Annotated in this window: 20 protein-coding genes; 17 read left to right on the forward strand and 3 right to left on the reverse strand. The window is 60.3% G+C overall.

Going from position 1 to position 21,240, the window contains the following annotated elements:
* Positions 1-77 precede the first annotated feature (77 nt).
* Positions 78-1,199, reverse strand: a complete 1,122-nt coding sequence (locus ACCD05_RS27090) for an RHE_PE00001 family protein (protein WP_413396653.1) — start codon at positions 1,197-1,199, stop codon at positions 78-80.
* Positions 1,200-1,552: 353 nt separating this feature from the next.
* Between ACCD05_RS27090 and cobF the strand changes: the two genes are divergently transcribed.
* The 5 genes from cobF to ACCD05_RS27115 all read left to right on the forward strand — a co-directional run bounded on the left by cobF (position 1,553) and on the right by ACCD05_RS27115 (position 5,873).
* A complete protein-coding gene (gene cobF, locus ACCD05_RS27095) occupies positions 1,553-2,320 on the forward strand; it encodes a precorrin-6A synthase (deacetylating) (protein ID WP_413396655.1) in 768 nt (255 codons plus the stop codon).
* 64 nt (positions 2,321-2,384) lie between these two features.
* Positions 2,385-3,746 (forward strand): precorrin-3B synthase, encoded by a 1,362-nt coding sequence (gene cobG / locus ACCD05_RS27100; RefSeq protein WP_413396657.1) that lies wholly within the window; start codon positions 2,385-2,387, stop codon positions 3,744-3,746.
* A 2-nt stretch (positions 3,747-3,748) separates the two neighbouring features.
* Positions 3,749-4,381, forward strand: a complete 633-nt coding sequence (locus ACCD05_RS27105; protein ID WP_413396659.1) for a precorrin-8X methylmutase — start codon at positions 3,749-3,751, stop codon at positions 4,379-4,381.
* Positions 4,378-5,109, forward strand: coding sequence for a precorrin-2 C(20)-methyltransferase (locus ACCD05_RS27110; RefSeq protein ID WP_413396661.1), 732 nt, complete (start codon positions 4,378-4,380; stop codon positions 5,107-5,109). Before ACCD05_RS27105 ends, ACCD05_RS27110 begins: the two co-directional genes overlap by 4 nt.
* On the forward strand, positions 5,106-5,873 hold the full coding sequence (locus tag ACCD05_RS27115) for a precorrin-3B C(17)-methyltransferase (protein ID WP_413396663.1): 768 nt from the start codon (positions 5,106-5,108) through the stop codon (positions 5,871-5,873). Before ACCD05_RS27110 ends, ACCD05_RS27115 begins: the two co-directional genes overlap by 4 nt.
* On the opposite strand, the gene ACCD05_RS27120 is transcribed toward ACCD05_RS27115, so the two are convergent.
* Positions 5,848-6,603 carry a cobalt-precorrin-6A reductase gene (locus ACCD05_RS27120; protein ID WP_112436094.1) on the reverse strand — a complete coding sequence of 252 codons (756 nt, stop codon included), beginning with the start codon at positions 6,601-6,603 and terminating at the stop codon, positions 5,848-5,850. The two genes, ACCD05_RS27115 and ACCD05_RS27120, sit on opposite strands and share 26 nt — an antisense overlap.
* Between ACCD05_RS27120 and cbiE the strand changes: the two genes are divergently transcribed.
* The 3 genes from cbiE (at position 6,602) to ACCD05_RS27135 (ending at position 10,013) form a co-directional block, all read left to right on the forward strand.
* Positions 6,602-7,834, forward strand: coding sequence for a precorrin-6y C5,15-methyltransferase (decarboxylating) subunit CbiE (gene cbiE, locus ACCD05_RS27125; protein ID WP_413396665.1), 1,233 nt, complete (start codon positions 6,602-6,604; stop codon positions 7,832-7,834). The genes ACCD05_RS27120 and cbiE overlap by 2 nt on opposite strands.
* A gap of 10 nt (positions 7,835-7,844) precedes the next feature.
* Entirely contained in the window at positions 7,845-8,603 is a 759-nt protein-coding gene (cobM, locus tag ACCD05_RS27130; RefSeq protein ID WP_413396667.1) for a precorrin-4 C(11)-methyltransferase, read from the forward strand.
* 621 nt (positions 8,604-9,224) lie between these two features.
* The gene (locus ACCD05_RS27135) at positions 9,225-10,013 is read left to right on the forward strand and encodes a LuxR C-terminal-related transcriptional regulator (protein WP_413396669.1); all 789 of its coding nucleotides are present in this window, start codon (positions 9,225-9,227) and stop codon (positions 10,011-10,013) included.
* Between the two features lie 6 nt (positions 10,014-10,019).
* On the opposite strand, the gene ACCD05_RS27140 is transcribed toward ACCD05_RS27135, so the two are convergent.
* A complete protein-coding gene (locus tag ACCD05_RS27140; RefSeq protein WP_413396727.1) occupies positions 10,020-10,985 on the reverse strand; it encodes a sterol desaturase family protein in 966 nt (321 codons plus the stop codon).
* A gap of 261 nt (positions 10,986-11,246) precedes the next feature.
* Between ACCD05_RS27140 and ACCD05_RS27145 the strand changes: the two genes are divergently transcribed.
* The 9 genes from ACCD05_RS27145 (at position 11,247) to ACCD05_RS27185 (ending at position 21,155) form a co-directional block, all read left to right on the forward strand.
* Positions 11,247-12,140, forward strand: coding sequence for a DMT family transporter (locus tag ACCD05_RS27145; RefSeq protein ID WP_413396671.1), 894 nt, complete (start codon positions 11,247-11,249; stop codon positions 12,138-12,140).
* A 900-nt stretch (positions 12,141-13,040) separates the two neighbouring features.
* Positions 13,041-13,328 carry a hypothetical protein gene (locus tag ACCD05_RS27150; protein ID WP_146618453.1) on the forward strand — a complete coding sequence of 96 codons (288 nt, stop codon included), beginning with the start codon at positions 13,041-13,043 and terminating at the stop codon, positions 13,326-13,328.
* 475 nt (positions 13,329-13,803) lie between these two features.
* A complete protein-coding gene (locus ACCD05_RS27155; RefSeq protein ID WP_413396673.1) occupies positions 13,804-15,243 on the forward strand; it encodes an exopolysaccharide biosynthesis polyprenyl glycosylphosphotransferase in 1,440 nt (479 codons plus the stop codon).
* Positions 15,244-15,293: 50 nt separating this feature from the next.
* Positions 15,294-16,343, forward strand: a complete 1,050-nt coding sequence (gene rfbB, locus ACCD05_RS27160; RefSeq protein ID WP_413396675.1) for a dTDP-glucose 4,6-dehydratase — start codon at positions 15,294-15,296, stop codon at positions 16,341-16,343.
* Positions 16,340-17,236, forward strand: coding sequence for a dTDP-4-dehydrorhamnose reductase (gene rfbD / locus ACCD05_RS27165; RefSeq protein ID WP_413396677.1), 897 nt, complete (start codon positions 16,340-16,342; stop codon positions 17,234-17,236). The genes rfbB and rfbD overlap by 4 nt, the downstream gene beginning before the upstream one ends.
* Entirely contained in the window at positions 17,233-18,111 is an 879-nt protein-coding gene (gene rfbA, locus ACCD05_RS27170) for a glucose-1-phosphate thymidylyltransferase RfbA (protein ID WP_047505434.1), read from the forward strand. The genes rfbD and rfbA overlap by 4 nt, the downstream gene beginning before the upstream one ends.
* 3 nt (positions 18,112-18,114) lie before the next feature.
* Positions 18,115-18,660: a dTDP-4-dehydrorhamnose 3,5-epimerase gene (gene rfbC / locus ACCD05_RS27175; protein ID WP_413396679.1), complete on the forward strand. Its 546-nt coding sequence runs from the start codon at positions 18,115-18,117 to the stop codon at positions 18,658-18,660.
* Positions 18,661-18,843: 183 nt separating this feature from the next.
* Entirely contained in the window at positions 18,844-19,881 is a 1,038-nt protein-coding gene (locus ACCD05_RS27180) for a substrate-binding domain-containing protein (RefSeq protein ID WP_413396680.1), read from the forward strand.
* A 20-nt stretch (positions 19,882-19,901) separates the two neighbouring features.
* On the forward strand, positions 19,902-21,155 hold the full coding sequence (locus tag ACCD05_RS27185; protein WP_413396682.1) for a glycerate kinase: 1,254 nt from the start codon (positions 19,902-19,904) through the stop codon (positions 21,153-21,155).
* Positions 21,156-21,240 lie beyond the last annotated feature (85 nt).

Raw genomic sequence — 21,240 nt, forward strand, 5'->3', positions numbered from 1 at the left:
TCTGCGCCTGCCGGGCCGCGCCCCCCCCCCCCCCCCCCCGCTTTTCTGTTTTAGAGATGTTGAGATTTTACGGACGTTCAGATGATGCCCCAGGCGCGATAACGTCCGCGCCCGGTGATCTCGCGGATGCCGATATCGTTGAGCAGATTGAGCGCGCCGCGACCGCTGACCTTCAGCTCCCGCGCCACCATCGCCGAAGACACCATCGGCCGCGATAGCACGAATTGCGCAAGGTCAGGCAGGCTGCTGTTGGAACGCCTGTCCTTGAAACGCATCTGCATCTGCTGCTGTGCCAGCGACAGTCGATCCATCTCCTTCAGGCCGAGATCAGCGCTCTCCACCATGGCTTCGAGAAAGGATTGCAGCCTGATGAGACGTTGCCGGGAGCGCCGGCGTTCGTGGCGAACGGTCTTCAGGCCCGCAAAGAATGAAAACAGATGCGACGTGATCTTGCCGCGCTGGCGCAGATAGCCGGAAACCAGTAGTCCACCCAGCCAGTGTTGTCGCCGCAGCGGCTCGATCTGTTCCCACGCGTCGAAGAGGGCGGCTGCGCCCAATGTCGGCGGCAAGGCGTCGGCAATGGCGATGACGGAACGCCACTCGCGCAGGCGCGCTGCCTCGTCCCAATCTTCGTCATTAAGCAGCGCCAGTCGGTCGTCCGCTCGCTCCGGTCGTGTGGGTTCAGGCTTGGCCTCACGAACGCCTCTGGCGAGATCGTCGAGAAGCCGGCTCGACCGCTCCAGCACGGCATCGATCTCGGCCAGTTCCGTCGCCAATGGCGCATCGGGCTCATGGTCGTCATTGTCGTGATCGCGATAGGCACTCTTCAGTTCCGGCGCTCTCTGCTGTTCGCCGCCGATCCCTGTCAGAATCGTCATGCCGGTCTCGCTCAAGGCCCAATAGGGGTCGCTCGTCCATATCCTGCGGCGCGCGCGCAGGACCGCATGCGCGATCGTCAGTTCATGGCTGGGCGCGCGGGCATCCATATGGGCGTCGTGCAGCACCAGGTCTTCGAGATGCACCAGTTCGCCCGCCACCCACAAGGCGCCGACGGCATCGAAAAAGTGGCGGCGCTCGGAAAAACCGTCGGCAATCGAGGATCGCAGCGCGCGCTCGTCCAGCCGTGCCAAGGCATCTTCCGCCCGAACGAAGAGTGGCAGCAGCGTCATCACCGATGTGGTATCGATCTCGTGCTTCATCGCCAGACGTCTCCGGTCAGGCTGGCCTGTATCTCGCGAGAGATCGGTGTTGGGCGCATACGGCGCGCTCTGATGTGTCCCGTCAACGCTTTGAAAGATCGTCCTGCCGCGAACATGCCCGGCTATTCCTGCTTTATGGGGGCGGTAAATGTTGATCACCAGCCCGTTCTTTGTCCTCGGCATGTGGGCCAACGCCAGGCGGACCATTATCAGTAAAGGATCGCACGATTCGAAAATGGCAGCAATCTTCAGCGTCGATCGGTCGCTGGTTGCCCACCGCCGGTTTGATCCATGCCCTTGCGGCACCGGACCATGTACGTCAAAAGCAGGAAGAATTGATCAGGAGAGCCGGCGTGCGCCATATCTATGTCATCGGTATCGGAACGGGAAATCCCGAGCACGTCACCATCCAGGCCATCGGCAGGATGAACGCCGCCGACATGATCTTCCTGCCGACGAAAGGCGAGGAGAAGGAGACGCTCGCTTCCGTCCGCCGCGAGATTTGCGAGCGCTTCGTCACCAATGCGACGACCCGGATCGTCGAGTTCGCCATTCCTCAGCGCAAGACGGCTGACCGCAGCTATGTCGAAAGCGTCGATGATTGGCACGCGACGCTGGCGCAGACCTATGTGCGGCTGATCAACGATCTTCCCGAAGACGGAACCGGCGCTTTCCTCGTCTGGGGCGATCCGAGCCTTTATGATAGCGTGATCCGTATCATCGAGCGGGCAAGGGAGCTCGGCACCGTCGATTTCGACTTCAGCGTCATTCCCGGGATCACCAGCATCCAGGCCCTGGCGGCAAGCCATCGCATTCCGATCAACATGGTCGGTAAACCGGTCGAGATCACGACGGGGCGGCGGCTTGTCGAACATGGGAACCGGGCGGATAGCACCGTGGTCATGCTGGATGGAGAGCAGGCTTTCTCCAAGATCGAGGATCCGGATGCCGAGATCTTCTGGGGCGCATATCTTGGTACGGATGATGAGATCGTGCGTTCGGGGCGGCTCGGTGACATCGCAGCGGATATCGTGAAGCTGCGCGCGGAAGCGCGAGCGCGACATGGTTGGATCATGGATATCTACCTGCTGCGCAAGGGCCGCGATTTCGACGACCTCTGACTGGCAAATGGTTTTGCCCCGCGCTTCGCGATCATGCGGGGGCAGGGCTGCAGGAAATGACGAGATGGCACGCGACGAGCGCATCGAGACGGATATTGCAGGCGAAGCCGCGCAACCCTATGCGCGCCGCGGCGCCTGTCCGACCCTGGCGCAGCCGATGCCGACGGGTGATGGCCTGCTCGCGCGCCTGCGTCCGCAGGGCGGCATCCCGACGGTCGATCAGTGCGCTCAGCTCGCCCATGCCGCGTTGCTGTGTGGTAACGGTTTGCTCGAGATCACGGCACGGGGCAGCCTCCAGATCAGAGGGCTACGGCCGGAAACGGTTGATCCCTTTGCCGAAGCGGTGGATGCGGCGGGCATCATCGTTTCGCCCAATCCCGTGATCGAACTGCCGCCGCTGCATGGTGAGGCGTTCGGTGATGTCGCGGATGCCGCCGCGATGGAATTGCTGCTGCGCGAACGGCTCGCCAAGCATCTGCAGGCGCCAGGGCTTGCGCCGAAGCTGTCGATCATCGTCGATGGCGGTGGGCACTTCGATCTCGCCGACGTCACGGCCGATATCAGGCTGCTGGCCATTTCGGCGGAAGAGTGGATGGTCGCCATCGCTGGAGATGGCGCCGGTGCTCGTCCGGTTGCCGTCGGTACTGCCGATAGGGCGATCGCGGCGGTCGGTGATTTGCTCAAGCTGCTGCTTTCGATCGGCTGGCAGAAGCGTTGTCGCGATGTCGATCCGGAGCGGCTGGTATCTGTCTTCCCGGATATGCACGCCATTTCGCGCCAGCCACGTGCGGGCGAGACGCCATCGGTTGGCATCCATGCAATGGAAGACGGTACGGCGGTGATCGGTCTCAAGCCGCGTTTCGGGCAAATACACGCGAACGACCTGCTGGAGTTTCTGGCATTCCTCGGCGATCTCGATGTGACCGACATCCGACCGGCGCCCGATCGCTGTCTTTTCATAACAGGCTTGAGCGAAGAGAGCGCGGCGGCAGTGTGGCAATCGGCGGAGCGCTTCGGTCTATCCGCTGATAGCGACGATCTCTCATCGCGCATCGCCACGTGTGCCGGGGCAGGCGCCTGCGCGTCGAGCTTCTATGCCACCAAGGCATTGGCTGAGGCGGTGATCGAGCGGTGTCCCGAGGTGCTGGACGGCTCGCTCGATCTGCATTTGTCCGGCTGCGCCAAGGGTTGCGCGCATCCGCGCCCCGCCTTCACGGTCTCGGGCGCCGCAAACGGCTATAATCTGGTGCTGGACGGTCTCGCGTCGGATGCGCCCGATGCACAGATTGCTGGTAGTGACATCAATTCCGCTATAGAGAGGCTTTCCCGTCTCATCAAAAGTGAAAGACAAGCTGGCGAATCTGCTAGGGCCTGTCTCGACAGGGTGGGGACGGCCACGATTACGCGAGCACTGCGACAGGAATAGGAATGCCAGACTACGATTACATCCACAGCGGTGACGCCATCTATGAGCGGTCGTTTGCGATTATTCGCAGCGAAGCCGATCTGTCGCGGTTTTCCGCCGAGGAGGCCGACGTTGCCGTGCGCATGATCCATGCCTGTGGACTGGTTGAAGCCGCCGAGCATTTCGTGTTCGCACCGCATTTCGTCAGCGCGGCGCGCGCGGCGCTGCATGCCGGTGCGCCGATCTTCTGCGACGCCGAGATGGTGGCGCACGGCGTGACCCGCACCAGGCTTCCCGCCAGGAACGATGTGCTCTGCACATTGCACGATCCGCGCACCGCGGAGCTGGCGAAGGAGACCGGAAACACGCGTTCGGCCGCCGCCCTTCACCTCTGGAAGGATCGTCTTGCCGGCAGCGTTGTCGCGATCGGCAATGCACCGACCGCGCTCTTCCACCTGCTCGAACTGTTGCGCGATGGCGCGCCGAAGCCGGCGGCGATCATCGGCATGCCTGTCGGTTTCGTCGGAGCGGCGGAATCCAAGGATGCCTTGGCGGAGAATTCCTACGGCGTTCCCTATGCGATCGTACGCGGACGCCTTGGTGGCAGCGCCATGACGGCAGCTGCCGTCAACGCTCTGGCGAGGCCCGGCCTATGAGCGGCGCTGGTCGTCTCATCGGCGTTGGCACCGGTCCCGGCGATCCGGAACTGCTTACCGTCAAGGCCGTCAAGGCTATCGAAGCGGCTGACGTGATCGCCTATTTCGCCAAACGCGGCAGAGGCGGCAACGGCAGGGCGATCGTCGAGCACCTGATCGGGGCAGACGCGGTCATGCTGCCGCTCTACTATCCGGTGACCACCGAGATCGAGAAGAATGAAGCCGAATATCGGCGCCAGATCACCGATTTCTACGAGGAGTCGGCGGCGGCTGTCGCCGCGCATCTCGATGCCGGCCGCACCGTGGCAGTCCTCAGCGAGGGCGATCCGCTTTTTTATGGCTCCTACATGCACCTGCATGTGCGCCTCGCCAACCGCTATCCGACCGAGGTCATCCCCGGCATCAGCGCGATGTCCGGCTGCTGGTCGCTTGCCGGCATTCCGATCGTGCAGGGCGACGACGTATTGTCGGTTCTGCCCGGCACCATGGCCGAACAGGAGCTCGAGCGTCGCCTCTCTGATACGCACGCTGCGGTGATCATGAAGGTCGGTCGCAACCTGCCGAAGATCCGCCGCGCGCTGCAGGCGTCCGGGCGTCTTGCCGAAGCGGTCTACGTCGAGCGCGGCACTATGGCCAACGCGGCGATGATCAAGCTCGCGGATCGCCCCGAAGGCGACGCGCCCTACTTTTCGCTGGTGCTGGTTCCCGGCTGGGAGAGCAACCGATGAGCGGGCAGCTTTTCGTCATCGGCACCGGCCCAGGCAATCCCGATCAGATGACGCCGGAGGCGCAGGCCGCCGTTTCGAAGGCCACAGTCTTTTTGGGCTACGGCCCCTATCTCGATCGCCTGAACCTGCGGGCCGACCAGATACGTCAGGCCTCGGACAACCGTGAGGAGCTGGATCGCGCGGGCGCCGCGTTGCGGGCCGCGTCCGAGGGCGCGATCGTCTGTGTCGCCTCGGGTGGCGACCCTGGTGTGTTCGCCATGGCGGCTGCGGTCTGCGAGGCGGTCGACAATGGTCCTGATGCGTGGCGGGACGTCGATCTCGTCATCCTGCCGGGGATCACCGCCATGCTGGCAGTCGCCGCCCGTGTCGGCGCCCCGCTTGGCCATGATTTTTGCGCGATCTCGCTCTCCGACAATCTGAAGCCCTGGGCGACGATCGAAAAGCGTCTTGCTGCCGCAGCCGAAGGCGGTTTCGTGATCGCGCTTTATAATCCGATCAGCAAGGCGCGTCCTTGGCAGCTTGGAAAGGCGTTCGAGCTGCTGCGTAAAAAGCTTCCTGGCTCTACGCCCGTCATCTTCGGTCGCGCCGCCGGACGGCCGGACGAGCGCATTTCCATTCAGCCGCTCGATGTCGCGGATGCCGCGACGGCCGATATGGCGACCTGCGTGATCATCGGCTCGGCGGAGACGAAGATCATCGAACGCAAGGGCAGGGCCGATCTCATCTATACCCCTCGTTTCAGCCCGGGGGCAGCAGGTGATTGATCATCGCCAAGGCCTCGTCGACGGTGGCGACCGTGGGGATGGCGGGCGCTTCGGCGCGGCCGATCATGATCACCTCGATGCCGAGCGCGCGCGCGGCGGCGATCTTGGCATACGTGGCCGAGCCGCCGCTGTTCTTGGTGATGACCACGTCGATGCGGTGTTCCCGCAGCAACGCGACCTCGCGCTCGACATCGAAGGGGCCGCGGTCGAGAAGATAATGGGCATGGGGAAGCTGGAGTTGCGGATCGACCGGGTCCACGCTTCGGATCAGATAGTGGTGCTGCGGGGCCGCATCCGCCTTGTGCGCCTCCTGGCGACCGATGGCGAGAAACACACGGCGCGGCGCGCTCCCGATTTTCGCGATGGCATCCTGAACACTCGCGACATGCCGCCAATTGTCGCCCGCCTCGGCCTGCCAGGGCGCGCGGCGAAGGCAAAAGGCGGGCAGGCTGGTGATCGTGGCGGCTTGCGCGGCGTTTTGCGAGATGCGCGCTGCAAAGGGATGAGTGGCGTCGACCAGCAGGTCGAATTTCTCGTCACGCAGAAAACGCGCGAGCCCCTCCGCGCCGCCAAATCCGCCGACGCGGGTGGGCAGCGACTGTGGAGCGGGTTTTACCGTTCTGCCGGCAAGCGACAGCAGGGCATCGTAGCGCGGCTGAGTGGCCAAAGCCATGGCGAGCGCGCTTGCCTCGGTCGTCCCGCCAAGCATCAGAATGCGGATTTTGCTCATGGCTGATATATCTTCCGCTCCCGGCCAACCTTGGCTGACTATTATCGGTATCGGCGAAGATGGTCCAGCAGGGCTGGGCGATGAGGCCAAGCGGCTGATCGCCGCCGCGTCTGTTGTTTTCGGCGGCGCCCGTCATCATGCGCTGATGGCCGGTCTCATAGAGGGGGAATGCCTGGCTTGGGAGAGCCCGTTCGAGCGCTCGATCGCGGCAATCGCCGCGCGACGTGGTTCACCTGTCGTGGTTTTGGCTTCGGGTGATCCGTTTATCTATGGCGTGGGCGCCACGCTGTCGCGGAGCGTCGACGCCACGGAGATGCGCACGATACCGGCGCCGTCATCCTTGAGCCTTGCCGCTTCGCGGCTGGGCTGGCCGTTGCAGGACGTTGCTAGCGTTTCGCTGCATGGACGCCCGATCGATCTCATCCGCCCGCATCTGCACCACGGCCGGCGCATCATCGCGCTCACCTCCGATCAGGAGTCGCCGAAGCAGCTCGCGGCTTTGCTCGGGGCCAACGGCTTTGGCCGGTCGCGGCTGCATGTGCTCGAAGCGCTTGGCGGCGAGCGTGAGCGTGTCAGGGCCTGCCAAGCCGATGCGTTCGATCTCAAGGACATCGATCCGCTGAACGTCTGCGCCATCGATGTTGTGGCCGGCGAGGGCGCCCGTGTGCTTGCCTTTGCGCCCGGCCTCGACGATGCGCTCTTCGAGCACGATGGCCAGATCACGAAGCGAGAGATCCGGGCGTTGACGCTGTCGACGCTGGCGCCCCGGCATGGCGAGCTGCTGTGGGATATCGGCGCTGGCTCCGGCTCGATCGGCATCGAGTGGATGCTGTGTGACCCGTCGCTTCGGGCGATCGCCATCGAGCAATCTAGCGAGCGAGTTTTGCGCATTGCGCGCAATGCGGCCGCCTTCGGCGTGCCGGGGCTTGCGGTCGTGGAAGGCGCGGCGCCACAGGCGTTGCAATCGCTGCCGGCACCCGACGTTATCTTCGTCGGTGGCGGGGGCAGCGAGGATGGGGTAATGGAGGCGGCGATCGCGGCGCTGAAAAGCGGCGGCCGGCTGGTTGCCAATGCCGTGACGCTCGAGATGGATGCGAAATTGCTGGCGTTGCACGCGAGCCTGGGCGGGTCGTTGACCCGCATCGACATTTCCCGCGCCGGTGCGATCGGCGCGATGACGGGCTGGCGCCCAGCAATGCCCGTCACGCAGTGGCACTGGGTCAAGGATTGAGGACAAGGATATGACCGTTCATTTCATCGGCGCTGGCCCGGGTGCCGCGGATCTCATCACCGTGCGCGGCCGCGACCTCATCGGCAAGTGCCCCGTTTGCCTCTATGCCGGCTCGATCGTTTCGCCCGATCTTCTCGCCTATTGCCCGCCGGGAGCGCGGATCGTCGATACGGCTCCGATGTCGCTAGATGAGATCGAGGCCGAATATCTGCGCGCGGCCAATGCCGGCGAGGATGTTTCGCGCCTGCACTCGGGTGATCTATCGGTCTGGAGTGCCGTTGCCGAACAGATCCGCCGCCTCGAGAAGCATGGCATTGCCTACACGATGACACCAGGTGTGCCGTCCTTTGCTGCTGCCGCCGCGGCACTCGGGCGCGAACTGACCATTCCCGAGGTCGCACAGAGCCTAGTTCTGACCCGCGTATCAGGCAGGGCGTCACCGATGCCAGGTGGCGAAACCCTGACGCAGTTTGGCGCCACGGGCGCCACGCTCGCCATCCATCTCGCCATTCACGCCCTTGACCGGGTCGTCAGCGACCTTACGCCGCTTTACGGGGCCGAATGCCCCGTTGCAATCGTCGTGAAGGCGAGCTGGCAGGATGAGCGGATCGTGCGCGGGACGCTCGGTGATATCGAGGCCAAGGTGGCCGCGGAGCCGATCGAGCGGACGGCGATCATCTTCGTCGGCCCATCCTTGTCGTCGACCGATTTTCGCGAGAGCTCGCTTTACGATGCGACCTATCAGCGTCGCTTCAGAGGCCGACAGTAAAACCGCCGCAAGACTTGGACTTCCAGCCGCGCACTTGCTGGCTTGTATGCCTCGCGCGCCGGGCAATCGGCGTGCGGTAAGGCTTAATGTTATCCACAGCGCCCAATATCCCCGAAGATTGCCCTGAAAACCCGGCTCGAGTGGTAAACGAGGGATTAACCAATTGGATTAGCTTGGTTTCGTGATCCGTTACAATGTCGTTGCTACAGTATTTCCCAGGGATGACGTTGCTTCGTCTATGCCAGAACAATACGGGATTTGGCACTATACCGTGACGCGAAAACAGAAACGATTATTATCGTTAAGAAACGGTATTTCTAAAGAATAATTGCCATACGCTTCTTGGTTGATGTTTTTGCTTCGGAGTAAAAATTAATTCCTGTTTTTATCTGCAGGTGGTATAATTTTATATACTGAGCATTTTTAATCTAAATCTGACGAAATATTTTGTATTGATTGTCGCTACTGATGTATGTAGGTTCTTAATAAAGTAGAAACCACACGCAATAAGTGATCCAAAACGGATAAACTACTTTACTGACTTAATACACGCCGATGTCCCCCGAGTATTGCATTTCGTTGCGAATGGTCACCTCTAACACTATTGAGTATGAGGCTAGTATGAATTACGTACCTTCGGAATTTGAAAGCGGACGCACGCCTGTCAACAGACTTCAGGCCGTTGCCGTGGCACCCAGAGTTCTCAGCGAACTGGGCGAAGTAAAGGTTATCGGCGAAGACCGGTGCCTGCTTATCATCGACGGCAGAACACTCGAGCGGGAATGCCTCGCGACGACGCTGACGCAGAACGGCCTTGGCATGAAGGCTTGCGCGGTGGGCTCGGTGGCAGAATGGCGGCGCAAGAAAGATGCAACGCAGCGCGTCAAGGCGGTGCTGCTCAACATCGCCGGCCGTGCGTCGAGCGATGGCGCTCTTTACGAAGAGATCGCCAGCATCGCCACGGAACTCGCACCGGCGCCGGTCGTCATCCTCGCCGATGGTGACGATCTCAACCAGACGCTCCGGGCGATCGAGCATGGCGCTCGCGGCTTCATTCCCACTTCCGTGGGCATCGAAGTTTGCGTTGAAGCCATCGGGCTGGCAGTTGCGGGCGGCACCTTCATCGTGGCGGGCAAGGCCTTCACATCGTCGGCTCCTGTCGACAACGCGCCGCGGCAGAAAGAGCTCTCTCGCATGTTCACGCTGCGCCAGGCCGAAGTCGTCCAGGCGCTGCGCAAGGGCAAGGCGAACAAGATCATCGCCTATGAGCTCAATCTGCGCGAAAGCACCGTGAAGGTTCACATCCGCAACATCATGAAGAAGCTGAAGGCGACCAACCGTACCGAGGTTGCCTACAAGCTGAACGATCTGTTCCAGTCCGACTCGCGCTGGAGCGCCTCGGCGGACTAGGTCAGGCTAGGCGGTGCCATCCGTGCTGACCGGGTGGTTCTCGCTAATGGCGCCGGATGGACTCCGCGATCCTTTATCACCTGTTCGTGTTTCCTGGCCGTCGGGATGTACCCGGCGGCCAAGAATTTGTCGGTAGCCCTTCTTCGAGAACGGCTGGAACAGCTGCCCAATAAAGTTGTCGGAGACGCGGCCGCTGATCCCGATATCCGTCGACGGGCGGCGGTCGGGATTGAAGTAGGTGCCGAACAGCTGATCCCACAGGACCAGGTTCTCGCCGTAGTTCGTGTTGCCCTCGGCCAGCACCCGCGAGTGATGCCAGCGATGCAAGCCCGGTGTGCTGAATATCAGATCGAGCGGGCCCGTGCGCACGTCGATGTTGCAGTGGGTGAGAAGGCCGATGAAGGCCGTCACGGCGCCGATCCATAGAAACACCGGCAGCGGCGCGCCCAGGAGATAGAGCGGAAGCTGGCTGAGCGCAATCTTGAACAGCGAGTCCATGAAATGGAATCGGCCGGTATTCACGACCCAGAGACGCTCGACACTGTGGTGAAGGGCATGAAACCGCCAGAGCGACAGTATCTCGTGGGCCGCGCGGTGGGCGACGTATAGTCCGAATTCGGCGATTACCAAGCCGAGGAACACCTGAAGCGCCAGCGGCCAACTGCTGGGCCAGATATCGGGTATGCCGACAACAAAGGGATGCGCAACGGTCGCGACCGCCATCGGCGCGGTCGCACCCAGTGCGGCGGCCAGCTGAACGCCACCCTTGCTCAGCAGCGTATGCGCGACGTCATTGAACGTCTCGCCGTCCCGCTGCAGCCACTGCTTTTCGAATGGCATCACGCGCTCGAAAAGCGCAATTGCGCAGACGATCGCCAGGTAGACCACGTTGAACCACAGCAGAGGCGCATGGCTCTGAAAGGCGAACCCCGCGCCTATCAGGCCGGCTGAAAATAGCGCTGGCCACAGCATCCATGAAAGCAGCGCGTGGGTAATCGATGCGCTCTTGTCGGTCACGTGTTATCTCCGCCAAATTTCGAAGTCATTCGTTGATACACTACGATTGTGGCTCGTATGCAATATCGCGCGTTTAAGCAACCGCGCGCACAAACACACCACGTCAATCACCTGCCGCATCCTTAATGTATGCTGGACCAAAACTAGCCATTGTCCCCTATGCAACTTCTTGCTAGGTGCACAGCATCATTAATGCCGCATCCAGGCTGCCATATCATGCATTTCCGCGCTTCAGACACCTCGCCCAACCCGCTCGTTGGTATTGCACTGTCATGCGCAGGCTATTCGCTGTTTGCGATCCAGGATGCGATCGTGAAATGGCTGGTTGCGGACTATGCGGTGCCGCAAATTCTGTTCATCCGTAGCGTGATCATCGTTGCGGTCGCGGGCTTCATGGTCAGGCGCTTGCGCCATCCGTCCATCTTGAAAAGCGCGCATCGCGGTTCGCTCGTCCTGCGCGCCCTGCTTATGCTGGGCGCCTGGATGGCATATTACTCGGCCGCCAGGCATCTCGGCCTTGCCGAGATCACGACCTTATACTTCTCGGCCCCCATCATTGTCATCTTCCTTTCCATCTTCGTATTGAAGGAAAACGTAGGCCCGATGCGATGGTTCGCCTGCTTTGCGGGCTTTGCCGGCGTCATACTTGCAGCCAATCCTACGCATTCGCCAAGCCTTGCGCCGACGCTCATGGTGCTGTTTGCAGGCTTCTGCTGGGCGTGGAGCACGGTGCTTGTCCGCTTGGTCAGCCGCTTCGAGAGCACGTTCAACCAGATGATGGCGACCAGCTTCCTTTTCGCCATCGCTTGCGGGATCATGCTGCCGTGGGTTTGGAAGTCGCCCGATCTTACCGGCTGGGCATTGATGCTGGGGCTCGGGGCTGTATCGGCGCTCGGCCAATTCCTGCTCTATGAGGGATACCGACACGCGCCGGCGTCCACGCTTGCTCCCATGGAGTATAGCGGCCTCGTCTGGGCGTTTCTCTTGGGCTACCTCATCTGGTCAGAAGTCCCAACGGTGAACGTCGTTGCCGGCGCGGTTGTGATCGTCTGCTCTAGCCTCCTGCTTGTGTGGTGGGAGCGTCGTGCCGTACTTGCCAGCCCCGCCTGATCGCCTGATCGTTTCGCGCCAAAGTGCTATTGCTGGTCGTCGCGCTACGCGAGCCACAAGTGCAGCCGAAAGAATACTTCCGGTTGCCGTTCTTTCTTTGTCCGTTATTATAAGTAACGCAATTGTAATTATCGGTATATCCGAAATGATGACGCCTCAGCCTGAATATACCGATGTCAATGATTGGTGTTTCTGTTAGGTTTGTTGCTGTTGCTGCTCGCTTCAGTCTTCGTCGTTTCATAATGAAATTTGACTATTGCATCGCTGAATTTTTGCGCTTAGCATTGTTTCACGTTAATAATAAAGTGAACGAGAGCAATATCGTCGAGTGTGGCTTCCTTAGAGTGTATGTATAGTGTCCGGAAATTTCTTTTCCGGAGGTGTTTTTTTGTGTGCTTTCGGGGGAAGAAATGAGAAAACAACTAAAAATCGGCGCTCACGCTGATCAAGGTCCTGGAGAGATACTTCATCGACCATGTCTTGAGCGCCTCTCCGCCGTTCGCCCTGCCTTTGGTCAATTCACCTCTAAGCTCTCGCTGTCGTTGATAAATAGGAGGTCGGCGCATGAAGCCGCTCGTCGGCGACATTCGCTGCTGAGAAAATCTCACCGATCGCGTGCTTTTTGCGTTGTCGTTCCGCCAACCGGCGAGCTGACATCTGAGCGCGCAAGCTGCTCTTCATCGCGACATGAGTGAGATGACATTTGAGGCGCATGCTGATGACAGAGGGACTTACGAAGATCTTGCTCGCTGATAGTCAGGCCGTTCGATGCGCGCAGGCTGGGATGGTCCGCCGGCCATTGCGCGCGAGGCAGCTCGCTCTTCTATCGATCTATCGGGCGCGAAATAAAAAGGGACGTAAGTCCTGTGTTCGCAGCGTCGATAACAGAGGTCGATGACGATGGCGTGGAAGAGTGCGCGCAAGCGTAGCGTTACATTTCGCAAGCGCCGCCAGCGGGATGAGCCCTTCGCCTGGAGCATGCAGCCCTATCGTGAGACCGGGCCACGGGTCATGACCTGCATGGCGCTCGTGATGCCGGAAAATGGGTCCGGCCTTGGGCGTGCCCATAATTGGATCGTTCTGATCAGCAACGAGATCAAGGCCCGTGCCTATCAGCAAATGACGGTTGAAATGCAGGGCGGGTCATTTGGCTTCGATGGCGATGACGACGATCCGCTGGACGAGTGACGGCGCCACAGAAATGAGCGTTTCGATGAGTAATTCGCTTTATTTAAAAGTATAGAATCGTAATTTTTGGTTTTAATATTGAATATATATTTATTCTGAAGTCGGGCATCGCTGCCGTTGAATGAATAACTCCTGTTTGTCGATGAAGTTGCCGATAGGCGTGAAGCCTCCAAAGATTTCGTATCGTGATTTTATGACCAATCCTTGGTATGTGGCGACCGCATGTTTCCAAACTTGAGAGCCCTATCGTCGTAAAATATTATACTACCGGAGTGGTCGGCATTTGTGGGCATCTAAAGCGCCTACTCTTGGTTTGTATTTTTGAAGATTTACTCCAACGTCAAGTCGTATAGTCGACAAGACTGTAACGCGAAACGCATTCCTACTTTAAAATACTAAATAAGGAGTATTCCTGGGCGAATTGTTGGGCGTATTAATCTTGTGTTAACTAGGCTGGCGGGTTGAGGAAAACGTTATGACCATGCCAGTGGAACAAAGCTGGAGCGTGCGGCTTTCAGCCAGAAATGATCGACGGTGGTTTAGCTTCAATACTGTCGCGACCACTTACGTTGCGGCCATCCTCGATTTCGCGGTGTTATTCTTCGCGAGCGCCGGAGGATACATGCTTTATGAACAGGTATTCTTGGGGATGGATGACGACCTGTCCCGATATGCTGGCATTGGCCTGCTGGTCGCGACCGCTTTCGTTCTTGCGATGGGCGGTGCCCACGCCTATCGCCCGGCCGGGCTACTGTCGTTTCGCAGACAGATGGCAATTGTCTGCACGTTTCTGCCAGCGGTCGTTGCGTTTCTTCTCGCGATTGTCTTTTTCCTGAAGATTGGCACAATGGTGTCGCGTGGTGCGATAATCTCCGCAGCCGTGCTGTCGTTTGGCGCACTGACGACGCTGCGGCTGGTATGGTGCTCTTACCTGAACCGTGCGGTTGCTCATGCAGCTTTTCCGACCAGACGCGTGTTGTTGATCTGCCCCGATTCCACGCCGGTTGAGCCTCTCATCCACAAGGCTGCGCTTGGCGGCTTGTCCATCAAACATACGATGCACCTCCGCGGCGTCGATGAGCCTCCTTACCTGCTGCATGAAAAGCTTCAGAAGAACGGCATCGCTGATGTCGATGAGGTTCTGGTTGTCTGGGGCGACTATGCCAACGCCGCTGTTCTCGAAGAGTGCCTCTCGGCATTGCGTGAGTTCTGCGTACCGGTCAGCGTGATGTTCTCCGGTCTCGTTGGCGATATTGCCCAGGGTTTTGCTCAGGATATCGGCGAGAACCGGGCATTCCAGATCCATCGCCCGCCGCTCGGCCTGGTCGAGCGTATCGTGAAGCGCTTGTTCGATATCGGCTTTTCGATTGGCGCGCTGACGGTAACCCTTCCGCTCTGCGTCCTCGTGGCGATCGCCATCAAGTGCGACAGCCGCGGTCCCGTCTTCTTCATGCAGTGCCGCAAGGGGCATAATGGAAAGCCGTTCAGGATCCTGAAGTTCCGGAGCATGACTGTCATGGAAGACTCCGGCGACATTCGCCAGGCGACGCGCAACGATCCGCGCGTCACCCGCGTCGGCGCCTTTATCCGCTCAACGAGCATCGATGAACTGCCGCAGTTCTGGAACGTGCTGCGCGGCGAGATGTCCGTGGTCGGCCCGCGCCCGCATGCACTGGCGCATGACGATCTCTATGGAACGCTGATCGCGCAATACGCCTCTCGCCGCCACGTTAAGCCGGGTCTGACAGGCTGGGCGCAGATCAATGGGCACAGGGGCGAGACCCCCACGGTCGACCGGATGGCGGACCGGGTGCGGCACGACATTTGGTACATCAATAATTGGTCGTTGTGGCTGGATTTGAGGATCGTCGTGATGACGGCGATCGGCTTGCAGGATCGGAGCAACGTCTACTGAAATTTCGTCGTCAATCCTGGTGTTTGCGTTGGTTGAGAGGTGCGTAGGCGATGATACTTGTAACTGGGGGAGCCGGCTTCATTGGCTCGAACTTTGTGCTGGATTGGCTGGCGGAGCACGACGAGCCGGTCGTCAATCTCGATGCGCTGACCTATGCCGGCAATTTGAATAACCTGCGGTCTCTCGAGAACGATCCTCGCCATATCTTCGTGCATGGCAACATTGGCGACGCGGCGCTTCTCAGCGATCTCTTTGCGCGCCAAAAACCCCGGGCGGTCGTCAATTTCGCGGCCGAAAGCCATGTGGACCGGTCGATCCACGGGCCGGAAGATTTCATCCAGACCAACATTCTCGGTACGTTTCGTCTGCTGGAAGCAGCACGCGCCTATTGGGGTGGCCTCCAGAACAAATCAGATTTCCGCTTCCTGCACGTTTCGACCGACGAGGTCTTCGGGACGCTGAGCGCCGATGACCCCGCTTTCAACGAGGAAACCAGCTACCGGCCGAACAGCCCGTACTCCGCCAGCAAGGCGGCGAGCGACCATCTGGTTCGCGCCTATTTCCATACTTACGGCTTTCCTGTCGTTACGACCAACTGCTCCAACAACTACGGTCCGCTGCATTTCCCGGAAAAGCTCATTCCGCTGGTGATCCACAACGCGCTGAAAGGTCGTCCCCTGCCGATCTATGGCGATGGCATGCAGATCCGCGATTGGCTCTACGTAAAGGACCACTGCAGCGCGATCCGTCGCGTGCTGGAGGCCGGGCGCCTGGGCGAAACCTATAATATCGGCGGCTGGAACGAGCGCGCCAACCTTCACGTCGTCACCACGCTCTGCGAGGTCCTCGACGAGCTGCAGCCGCGACCCGATGGCAAGAAATACAGCGAGCAAATCGCCTTCGTCACCGATCGCCCCGGACACGACCGGCGCTACGCTATCGATGCGCGCAAGATCGAGGCCGAGCTTGGCTGGCGGCCGGCCGAGACCTTCGAGAGCGGCATTCGCAAGACCGTCCGATGGTATCTCGACAATGCCGAGTGGGTCGAGAACGTCACCTCAGGCAGCTACCGCAACTGGGTGGAGAAGCAATACGCATGACCGTGCTGCTTCTTGGAAAAAACGGGCAACTGGGACGCGGACTTCAGCGCACGCTGCTCCAATTCGGCAGTCTCGTAGCCTTCGCGCGCGACGAGTTTGATCTCGACAAACCGGAAACAATCGCCGACCGTCTTGATGCCGTCCGCCCTGATATCATCGTCAATGCGGCGGCGTATACGCAGGTCGATCTTGCCGAAACGAATGCCGACGCGGCGTTTCGGGCAAACCACCAGGCCGTGAAGGCGTTAGCGGATTACGCCCGCCGGAGCGACGCGCTGCTGGTTCATTATTCGACGGACTATGTCTTCGATGGTGGACAGGAGACGCCCTATCGCGAGAGCGACGAGACGCATCCGTTGAATGTCTACGGAGAGTCTAAACGTGCCGGTGAGTTGGCGATCGCCGAGTCCGGTTGCCGGCATCTTTTGTTTCGCACCAGCTGGGTCGTCTCGGCCGATGGCACGAATTTCGTGAAGACGATTTTGCGCCTGGCGCGGGAGTGTCCGAACCTGCGGATCGTCGCGGACCAGTTCGGGGCTCCGACGGCCGTCGAGCTGCTTACCGATGTCACTGCACTTGCAATTGCCGCGAACCGGCGCGGTGGGCTTGCCGACGGGACATATCACTTGACCGCATCGGGACGAACAAGCTGGCACGGACTTGCCCGACATATTGTCCAGAAGGCGATTGAGATCGGCTTCGTGTCGGCGGTCGATCCCGCCGATATCGAAGCAATCACGACCGAGGAATTTCCACGGCCCGCTGCGCGGCCGCGCAATTCGTCGCTCAATACGGATGCTTTGAGTTCCGCCCTTGGGCTGACCCTGCCCGAATGGACGGTGCATGTGGATCGCGTACTTGATCAATTGAAGGAACGGGGGTGGGCGCTGTGACCCGAAAAGGCATCATTCTCGCCGGTGGATCCGGCACACGTCTTCATCCGGCGACGCTTGCCATGAGCAAGCAGTTGCTGCCTGTCTTCGACAAGCCGATGATCTATTATCCGCTGAGCACGCTGATGCTGGCCGGCATCCGCGACATCCTGATCATCTCCACGCCGCTGGATATTCCTCGTTTCGAGCAGCTGCTGGGAGATGGTAGCGCCTGGGGCGTCAAGTTTTCCTACGCCGAACAGCCATCGCCCGATGGTCTGGCGCAGGCCTTCATCATCGGCGAGAAGTTTCTCGATGGCTCGCCGTCGGCGCTCGTGCTCGGCGACAACATCTTCTACGGCCACGACCTGCCGATCCTTCTGGCAAGCGGCATGTCGGTCGATCGCGGCGCGACGGTTTTCGCCTATCATGTGCTGGATCCGGAGCGGTATGGCGTCGTCGAATTCGACAGGCGCTTCAGGGCGGTCTCGATCGAGGAAAAGCCGGCGGAACCGAAATCGAATTACGCGGTGACTGGCCTCTATTTCTACGACGAACGCGCCGTCGAATTCGCCAAGTCGCTACGCCCTTCGCCGCGCGGCGAGCTTGAGATCACCGATCTGAACCGGCGTTATCTCGAAGACGGCAGCTTGACCGTTGAGATCATGGGCCGCGGCTATGCCTGGCTCGATACGGGAACGCATGATTCATTGCTCGACGCCGGGCAATTCATCTCGACGCTGGAACGGCGCCAGGGGCTGAAAGTATCCTGCCCCGAGGAAATCGCGTTTCGAAACGGTTGGATCACCGGCCGCCAGCTGGAGCAACTGGCAGCGCCGCTCTGCAAGAACGGATATGGGAAATACCTGATGCGACTTCTGGCGGAGGCAGGCTGACCGATGAAAGTCTCTTCGCTGGCAATTCCTGACGTCCTGCTGATTGAGCCCACCGTCTATGGCGATGAACGCGGCTTCTTTTTCGAGAGCTTTAACCAGGCCCGCTTCAACGAAGCGGCCGGGGCCGAGGTTTCATTCGTTCAGGACAATCACTCCAAGTCCGCCAAAGGCGTACTGCGCGGGCTGCACTACCAGATCAGCCAAGCCCAGGGAAAGCTCGTTCGGGCGGTCGAAGGCGAGGTCTTCGACGTGTCCGTGGATCTGCGGCGATCCTCTCCGACCTTTGGGCAATGGGTTGGTGAAATCCTGTCGGCGGACAACAGGCGCCAGCTCTACATTCCGCCGGGCTTTGCGCATGGCTTCGTGGTTCTGTCCGAAACCGCGCAATTTCTCTACAAGACGACTGATTTCTACTCGCCGCAACATGAGCGCGCCATCATCTGGAACGACCCGACGGTGAACGTCTCCTGGCCGATAGAGACAACCCCCACCCTTTCATCCAAGGATGCGCAGGCGCCGTTTATGAAAGATGCGGATCTTTTTCCGTAACGGCGTTTAGCGACTACCGCCGCATCTGTAGTAGGCAGACCTCAGACGAGGCGCGAAAGTTGCCGACGGTCGGCCGTCTTCTCCCGCTCCACCACATATCGTTGCCCTTGGTCCTTTCCGGATCGGTTTTGGTGTGTCACATAAGGTCGGCTAGCCATCGCCACTGGGAGGACGATTGTCGGAATGAGGGGAATTCGCCAACTGGCCAAGCATCTCGATATTTCGATCGGGACCGTGTCGCGGGCGCTGAATGGCAAACCGGATGTGAATGAGGAGACCCGCAAGCGCGTGCTGGCGGCGGCCGAAGAGCTTGGCTATGTCGCGAACCAGTCGGGCCGAAGCCTGCGGCAGGGTACGACCAACGTCATCGGGCTGATGATCGAGTCCAGCAAGGAAACGGTCGAAAACGCCGACAACTTCTTCCTCGGTCTGACGGGCGGTCTGCAGAGCGTGCTTTCGCGCCACAAGCTCGACCTTATCATGCTGCCTTGCCCGAATGACGAGGATCCTCAGGAATATCTGAAGCGCATGGTGGCGCGTCGTCTCGTGGATGCACTGATCATTTCCGCCACCCAGCGCATCGACAAGCGTATCGATTTCCTGGCGAAGGCGAAGATCCCCTTCGTCGCGCTTGGCCGCAGTTCGTCCGGCGGCAACTACAGCTGGATCGACCTCGATTTCGAAGGCGTCGCGGCCTCCGCCGTCGATCGGCTCGTAGCCAAGGGGCATCGACGGATCGCGATCGCGGTCCCATCAAGCGACGTCAATCTCGGCTATATCTTCCTCGATGCCTACCGCCGCTCGCTGGAACGCCACGGCATCGGCTATGATCCCGAGCTCGTCATTCGCGCGAAGTCGAGCGAGCAGGGTGGATATCAGGCCGGTCACGAACTCATTCGCCTAGAACCCCGGCCGACAGCGATCATTCTGATCTACGAATTGATGGCGATCGGGCTTTACCGGCGCATGGTCGAGGCGGGCATCATCCCGGGCCGGGATCTTGCCGTCATCGGCTTTCGCGAGGAGCCGCGCGCCCGGTTCCTTCAGCCGGCACTGACATGTTTCAGGATGTCGCTGCGCGACCTCGGCGCCGAGCTTGCGGAAACGCTGCTTGCGACCATGCCCGCCTATGCGGGTTTCTATCCCGGTGGCGCGCGCAACACGATTTGGCCGCTTGAGCTCGTTGCGGGCGAAAGCGATGCCTTCAGTCTTAACATCTGAATTTTCTAGAAAGCCAGCTCATGCAACCGCGCGATTTCCTCGAAGATCTCTTCTCCGCCGCTGTCAAGGCAGCTGATCCGTTGACAGGCATAACAGCCTATCTTCCAGCCAAGCCGAAAGGCCGAACGGTGGTGATCGGCGCCGGAAAGGGCGCGGCACAGATGGCGCAGGCGCTTGAGGGTGTCTGGGACGGCCCGCTCGAGGGCGTTGTGGTAACGCGCTATGGCTATGGCTGCGAGACTCGAAACATCGAGATCCTTGAAGCCTCGCATCCGGTCCCTGATCGCGCCGGTCTTGTGGCTTCGAAGCGGCTGATGGACGCGGTGAGCGGGCTTGGCGAGGATGATCTCGTCATCGCGCTGATCTGCGGGGGAGGGTCCGCCCTTCTGCCGTCGCCGCCCGAGGGACTGACGCTCGAAGACGAGATTGCCATGAACGAGATCCTGCTCGCGTCGGGCGCGCCGATTTCCGCGATGAACGTGGTACGCAAGCATCTCTCGACGATCAAGGGCGGCAGGCTGGCGGCGGCCACCAAGGCGCGTGTTGTAAGCATGGTCGTGTCGGATATCCCCGGCGACAACCCCGCTTATGTCGCTTCGGGCCCGACGGTTCCAGACAGCTCGACGCGGCACGATGCGCTTGACATCATCGCGCAATACAAGATGCCGCTGTCGCAGGCCGCGCTCGACTTTCTTGCGACGCCAGCTGCCGATGCGCCGAGCCCGGATGATCAGGTGTTCGGCCGGCACGAACATCATGTAATCGCCTCGGCCGGTGTTTCGCTAGAGGCCGCGGCAGCACTTGCCAGATCGCACGGGGTGGAAGCCGCCATTCTGTCGGATTCCATTGAGGGAGAATCTCGCGATGTCGCTTCGGTGCATGCGGCGATCGCCCGCGAAGTGCTTGCCAAAGATCGGCCGTTCCAAAAGCCGGTTGTTATCCTCTCCGGCGGGGAAACGACGGTGACGCTCCGAGGCAAGGGCGGAAAGGGCGGGCGTAACGGCGAATTCGCGCTCGCCATGGCGTTGGCGATACAGGGCCATGACATGCATGTGCTCGCCGCCGATACCGATGGCATTGATGGGTCCGAAGACAACGCCGGTGCCTTCGCCGATGGGAAGACGGTCGAACGATTGCGTGCCGCCGGTCTAGATCCGCGCCGCCTGCTCGATGGCAACGACAGCTATAGCGGCTTCGCTGCTGTCGGTGACCTGTTCGAGACCGGCCCGACGGGAACCAACGTCAACGACTTCCGCGCGATCTTGATCCGTTAATCGAAGAATCGAAATCTGATCCGATTACCTGCGTTCCCGCCGGAACGCGGGCGCAAAACAGTGCGAAATTTTTTCGTGCTGCGCT

The sequence above is a fragment of the Rhizobium sp. Rhizsp42 genome (genome assembly GCF_047304155.1).
In the GTDB taxonomy this organism is placed as follows: domain Bacteria; phylum Pseudomonadota; class Alphaproteobacteria; order Rhizobiales; family Rhizobiaceae; genus Rhizobium.

What these genes read in the sequence shown, in the direction of transcription:
- ACCD05_RS27110 (WP_413396661.1), top strand. Translation starts at nt 4,378, where the DNA reads ATGAGCGGCGCTGGTCGTCTCATCGGCGTTGGCACCGGTCCCGGCGAT.
- cbiE (WP_413396665.1), top strand. Translation starts at nt 6,602, where the DNA reads ATGGCTGATATATCTTCCGCTCCCGGCCAACCTTGGCTGACTATTATC.
- rfbC (WP_413396679.1), top strand. Translation starts at nt 18,115, where the DNA reads ATGAAAGTCTCTTCGCTGGCAATTCCTGACGTCCTGCTGATTGAGCCC.
- ACCD05_RS27155 (WP_413396673.1), top strand. Translation starts at nt 13,804, where the DNA reads ATGACCATGCCAGTGGAACAAAGCTGGAGCGTGCGGCTTTCAGCCAGA.
- rfbD (WP_413396677.1), top strand. Translation starts at nt 16,340, where the DNA reads ATGACCGTGCTGCTTCTTGGAAAAAACGGGCAACTGGGACGCGGACTT.
- ACCD05_RS27140 (WP_413396727.1), bottom strand. Translation starts at nt 10,985, where the DNA reads ATGCTGTGGCCAGCGCTATTTTCAGCCGGCCTGATAGGCGCGGGGTTC.
- ACCD05_RS27185 (WP_413396682.1), top strand. Translation starts at nt 19,902, where the DNA reads ATGCAACCGCGCGATTTCCTCGAAGATCTCTTCTCCGCCGCTGTCAAG.
- ACCD05_RS27145 (WP_413396671.1), top strand. Translation starts at nt 11,247, where the DNA reads ATGCATTTCCGCGCTTCAGACACCTCGCCCAACCCGCTCGTTGGTATT.
- ACCD05_RS27115 (WP_413396663.1), top strand. Translation starts at nt 5,106, where the DNA reads ATGAGCGGGCAGCTTTTCGTCATCGGCACCGGCCCAGGCAATCCCGAT.
- ACCD05_RS27105 (WP_413396659.1), top strand. Translation starts at nt 3,749, where the DNA reads ATGCCAGACTACGATTACATCCACAGCGGTGACGCCATCTATGAGCGG.
- rfbB (WP_413396675.1), top strand. Translation starts at nt 15,294, where the DNA reads ATGATACTTGTAACTGGGGGAGCCGGCTTCATTGGCTCGAACTTTGTG.
- cobM (WP_413396667.1), top strand. Translation starts at nt 7,845, where the DNA reads ATGACCGTTCATTTCATCGGCGCTGGCCCGGGTGCCGCGGATCTCATC.
- ACCD05_RS27180 (WP_413396680.1), top strand. Translation starts at nt 18,844, where the DNA reads ATGAGGGGAATTCGCCAACTGGCCAAGCATCTCGATATTTCGATCGGG.
- ACCD05_RS27120 (WP_112436094.1), bottom strand. Translation starts at nt 6,603, where the DNA reads ATGAGCAAAATCCGCATTCTGATGCTTGGCGGGACGACCGAGGCAAGC.
- ACCD05_RS27135 (WP_413396669.1), top strand. Translation starts at nt 9,225, where the DNA reads ATGAATTACGTACCTTCGGAATTTGAAAGCGGACGCACGCCTGTCAAC.
- cobG (WP_413396657.1), top strand. Translation starts at nt 2,385, where the DNA reads ATGGCACGCGACGAGCGCATCGAGACGGATATTGCAGGCGAAGCCGCG.
- ACCD05_RS27150 (WP_146618453.1), top strand. Translation starts at nt 13,041, where the DNA reads ATGGCGTGGAAGAGTGCGCGCAAGCGTAGCGTTACATTTCGCAAGCGC.
- ACCD05_RS27090 (WP_413396653.1), bottom strand. Translation starts at nt 1,199, where the DNA reads ATGAAGCACGAGATCGATACCACATCGGTGATGACGCTGCTGCCACTC.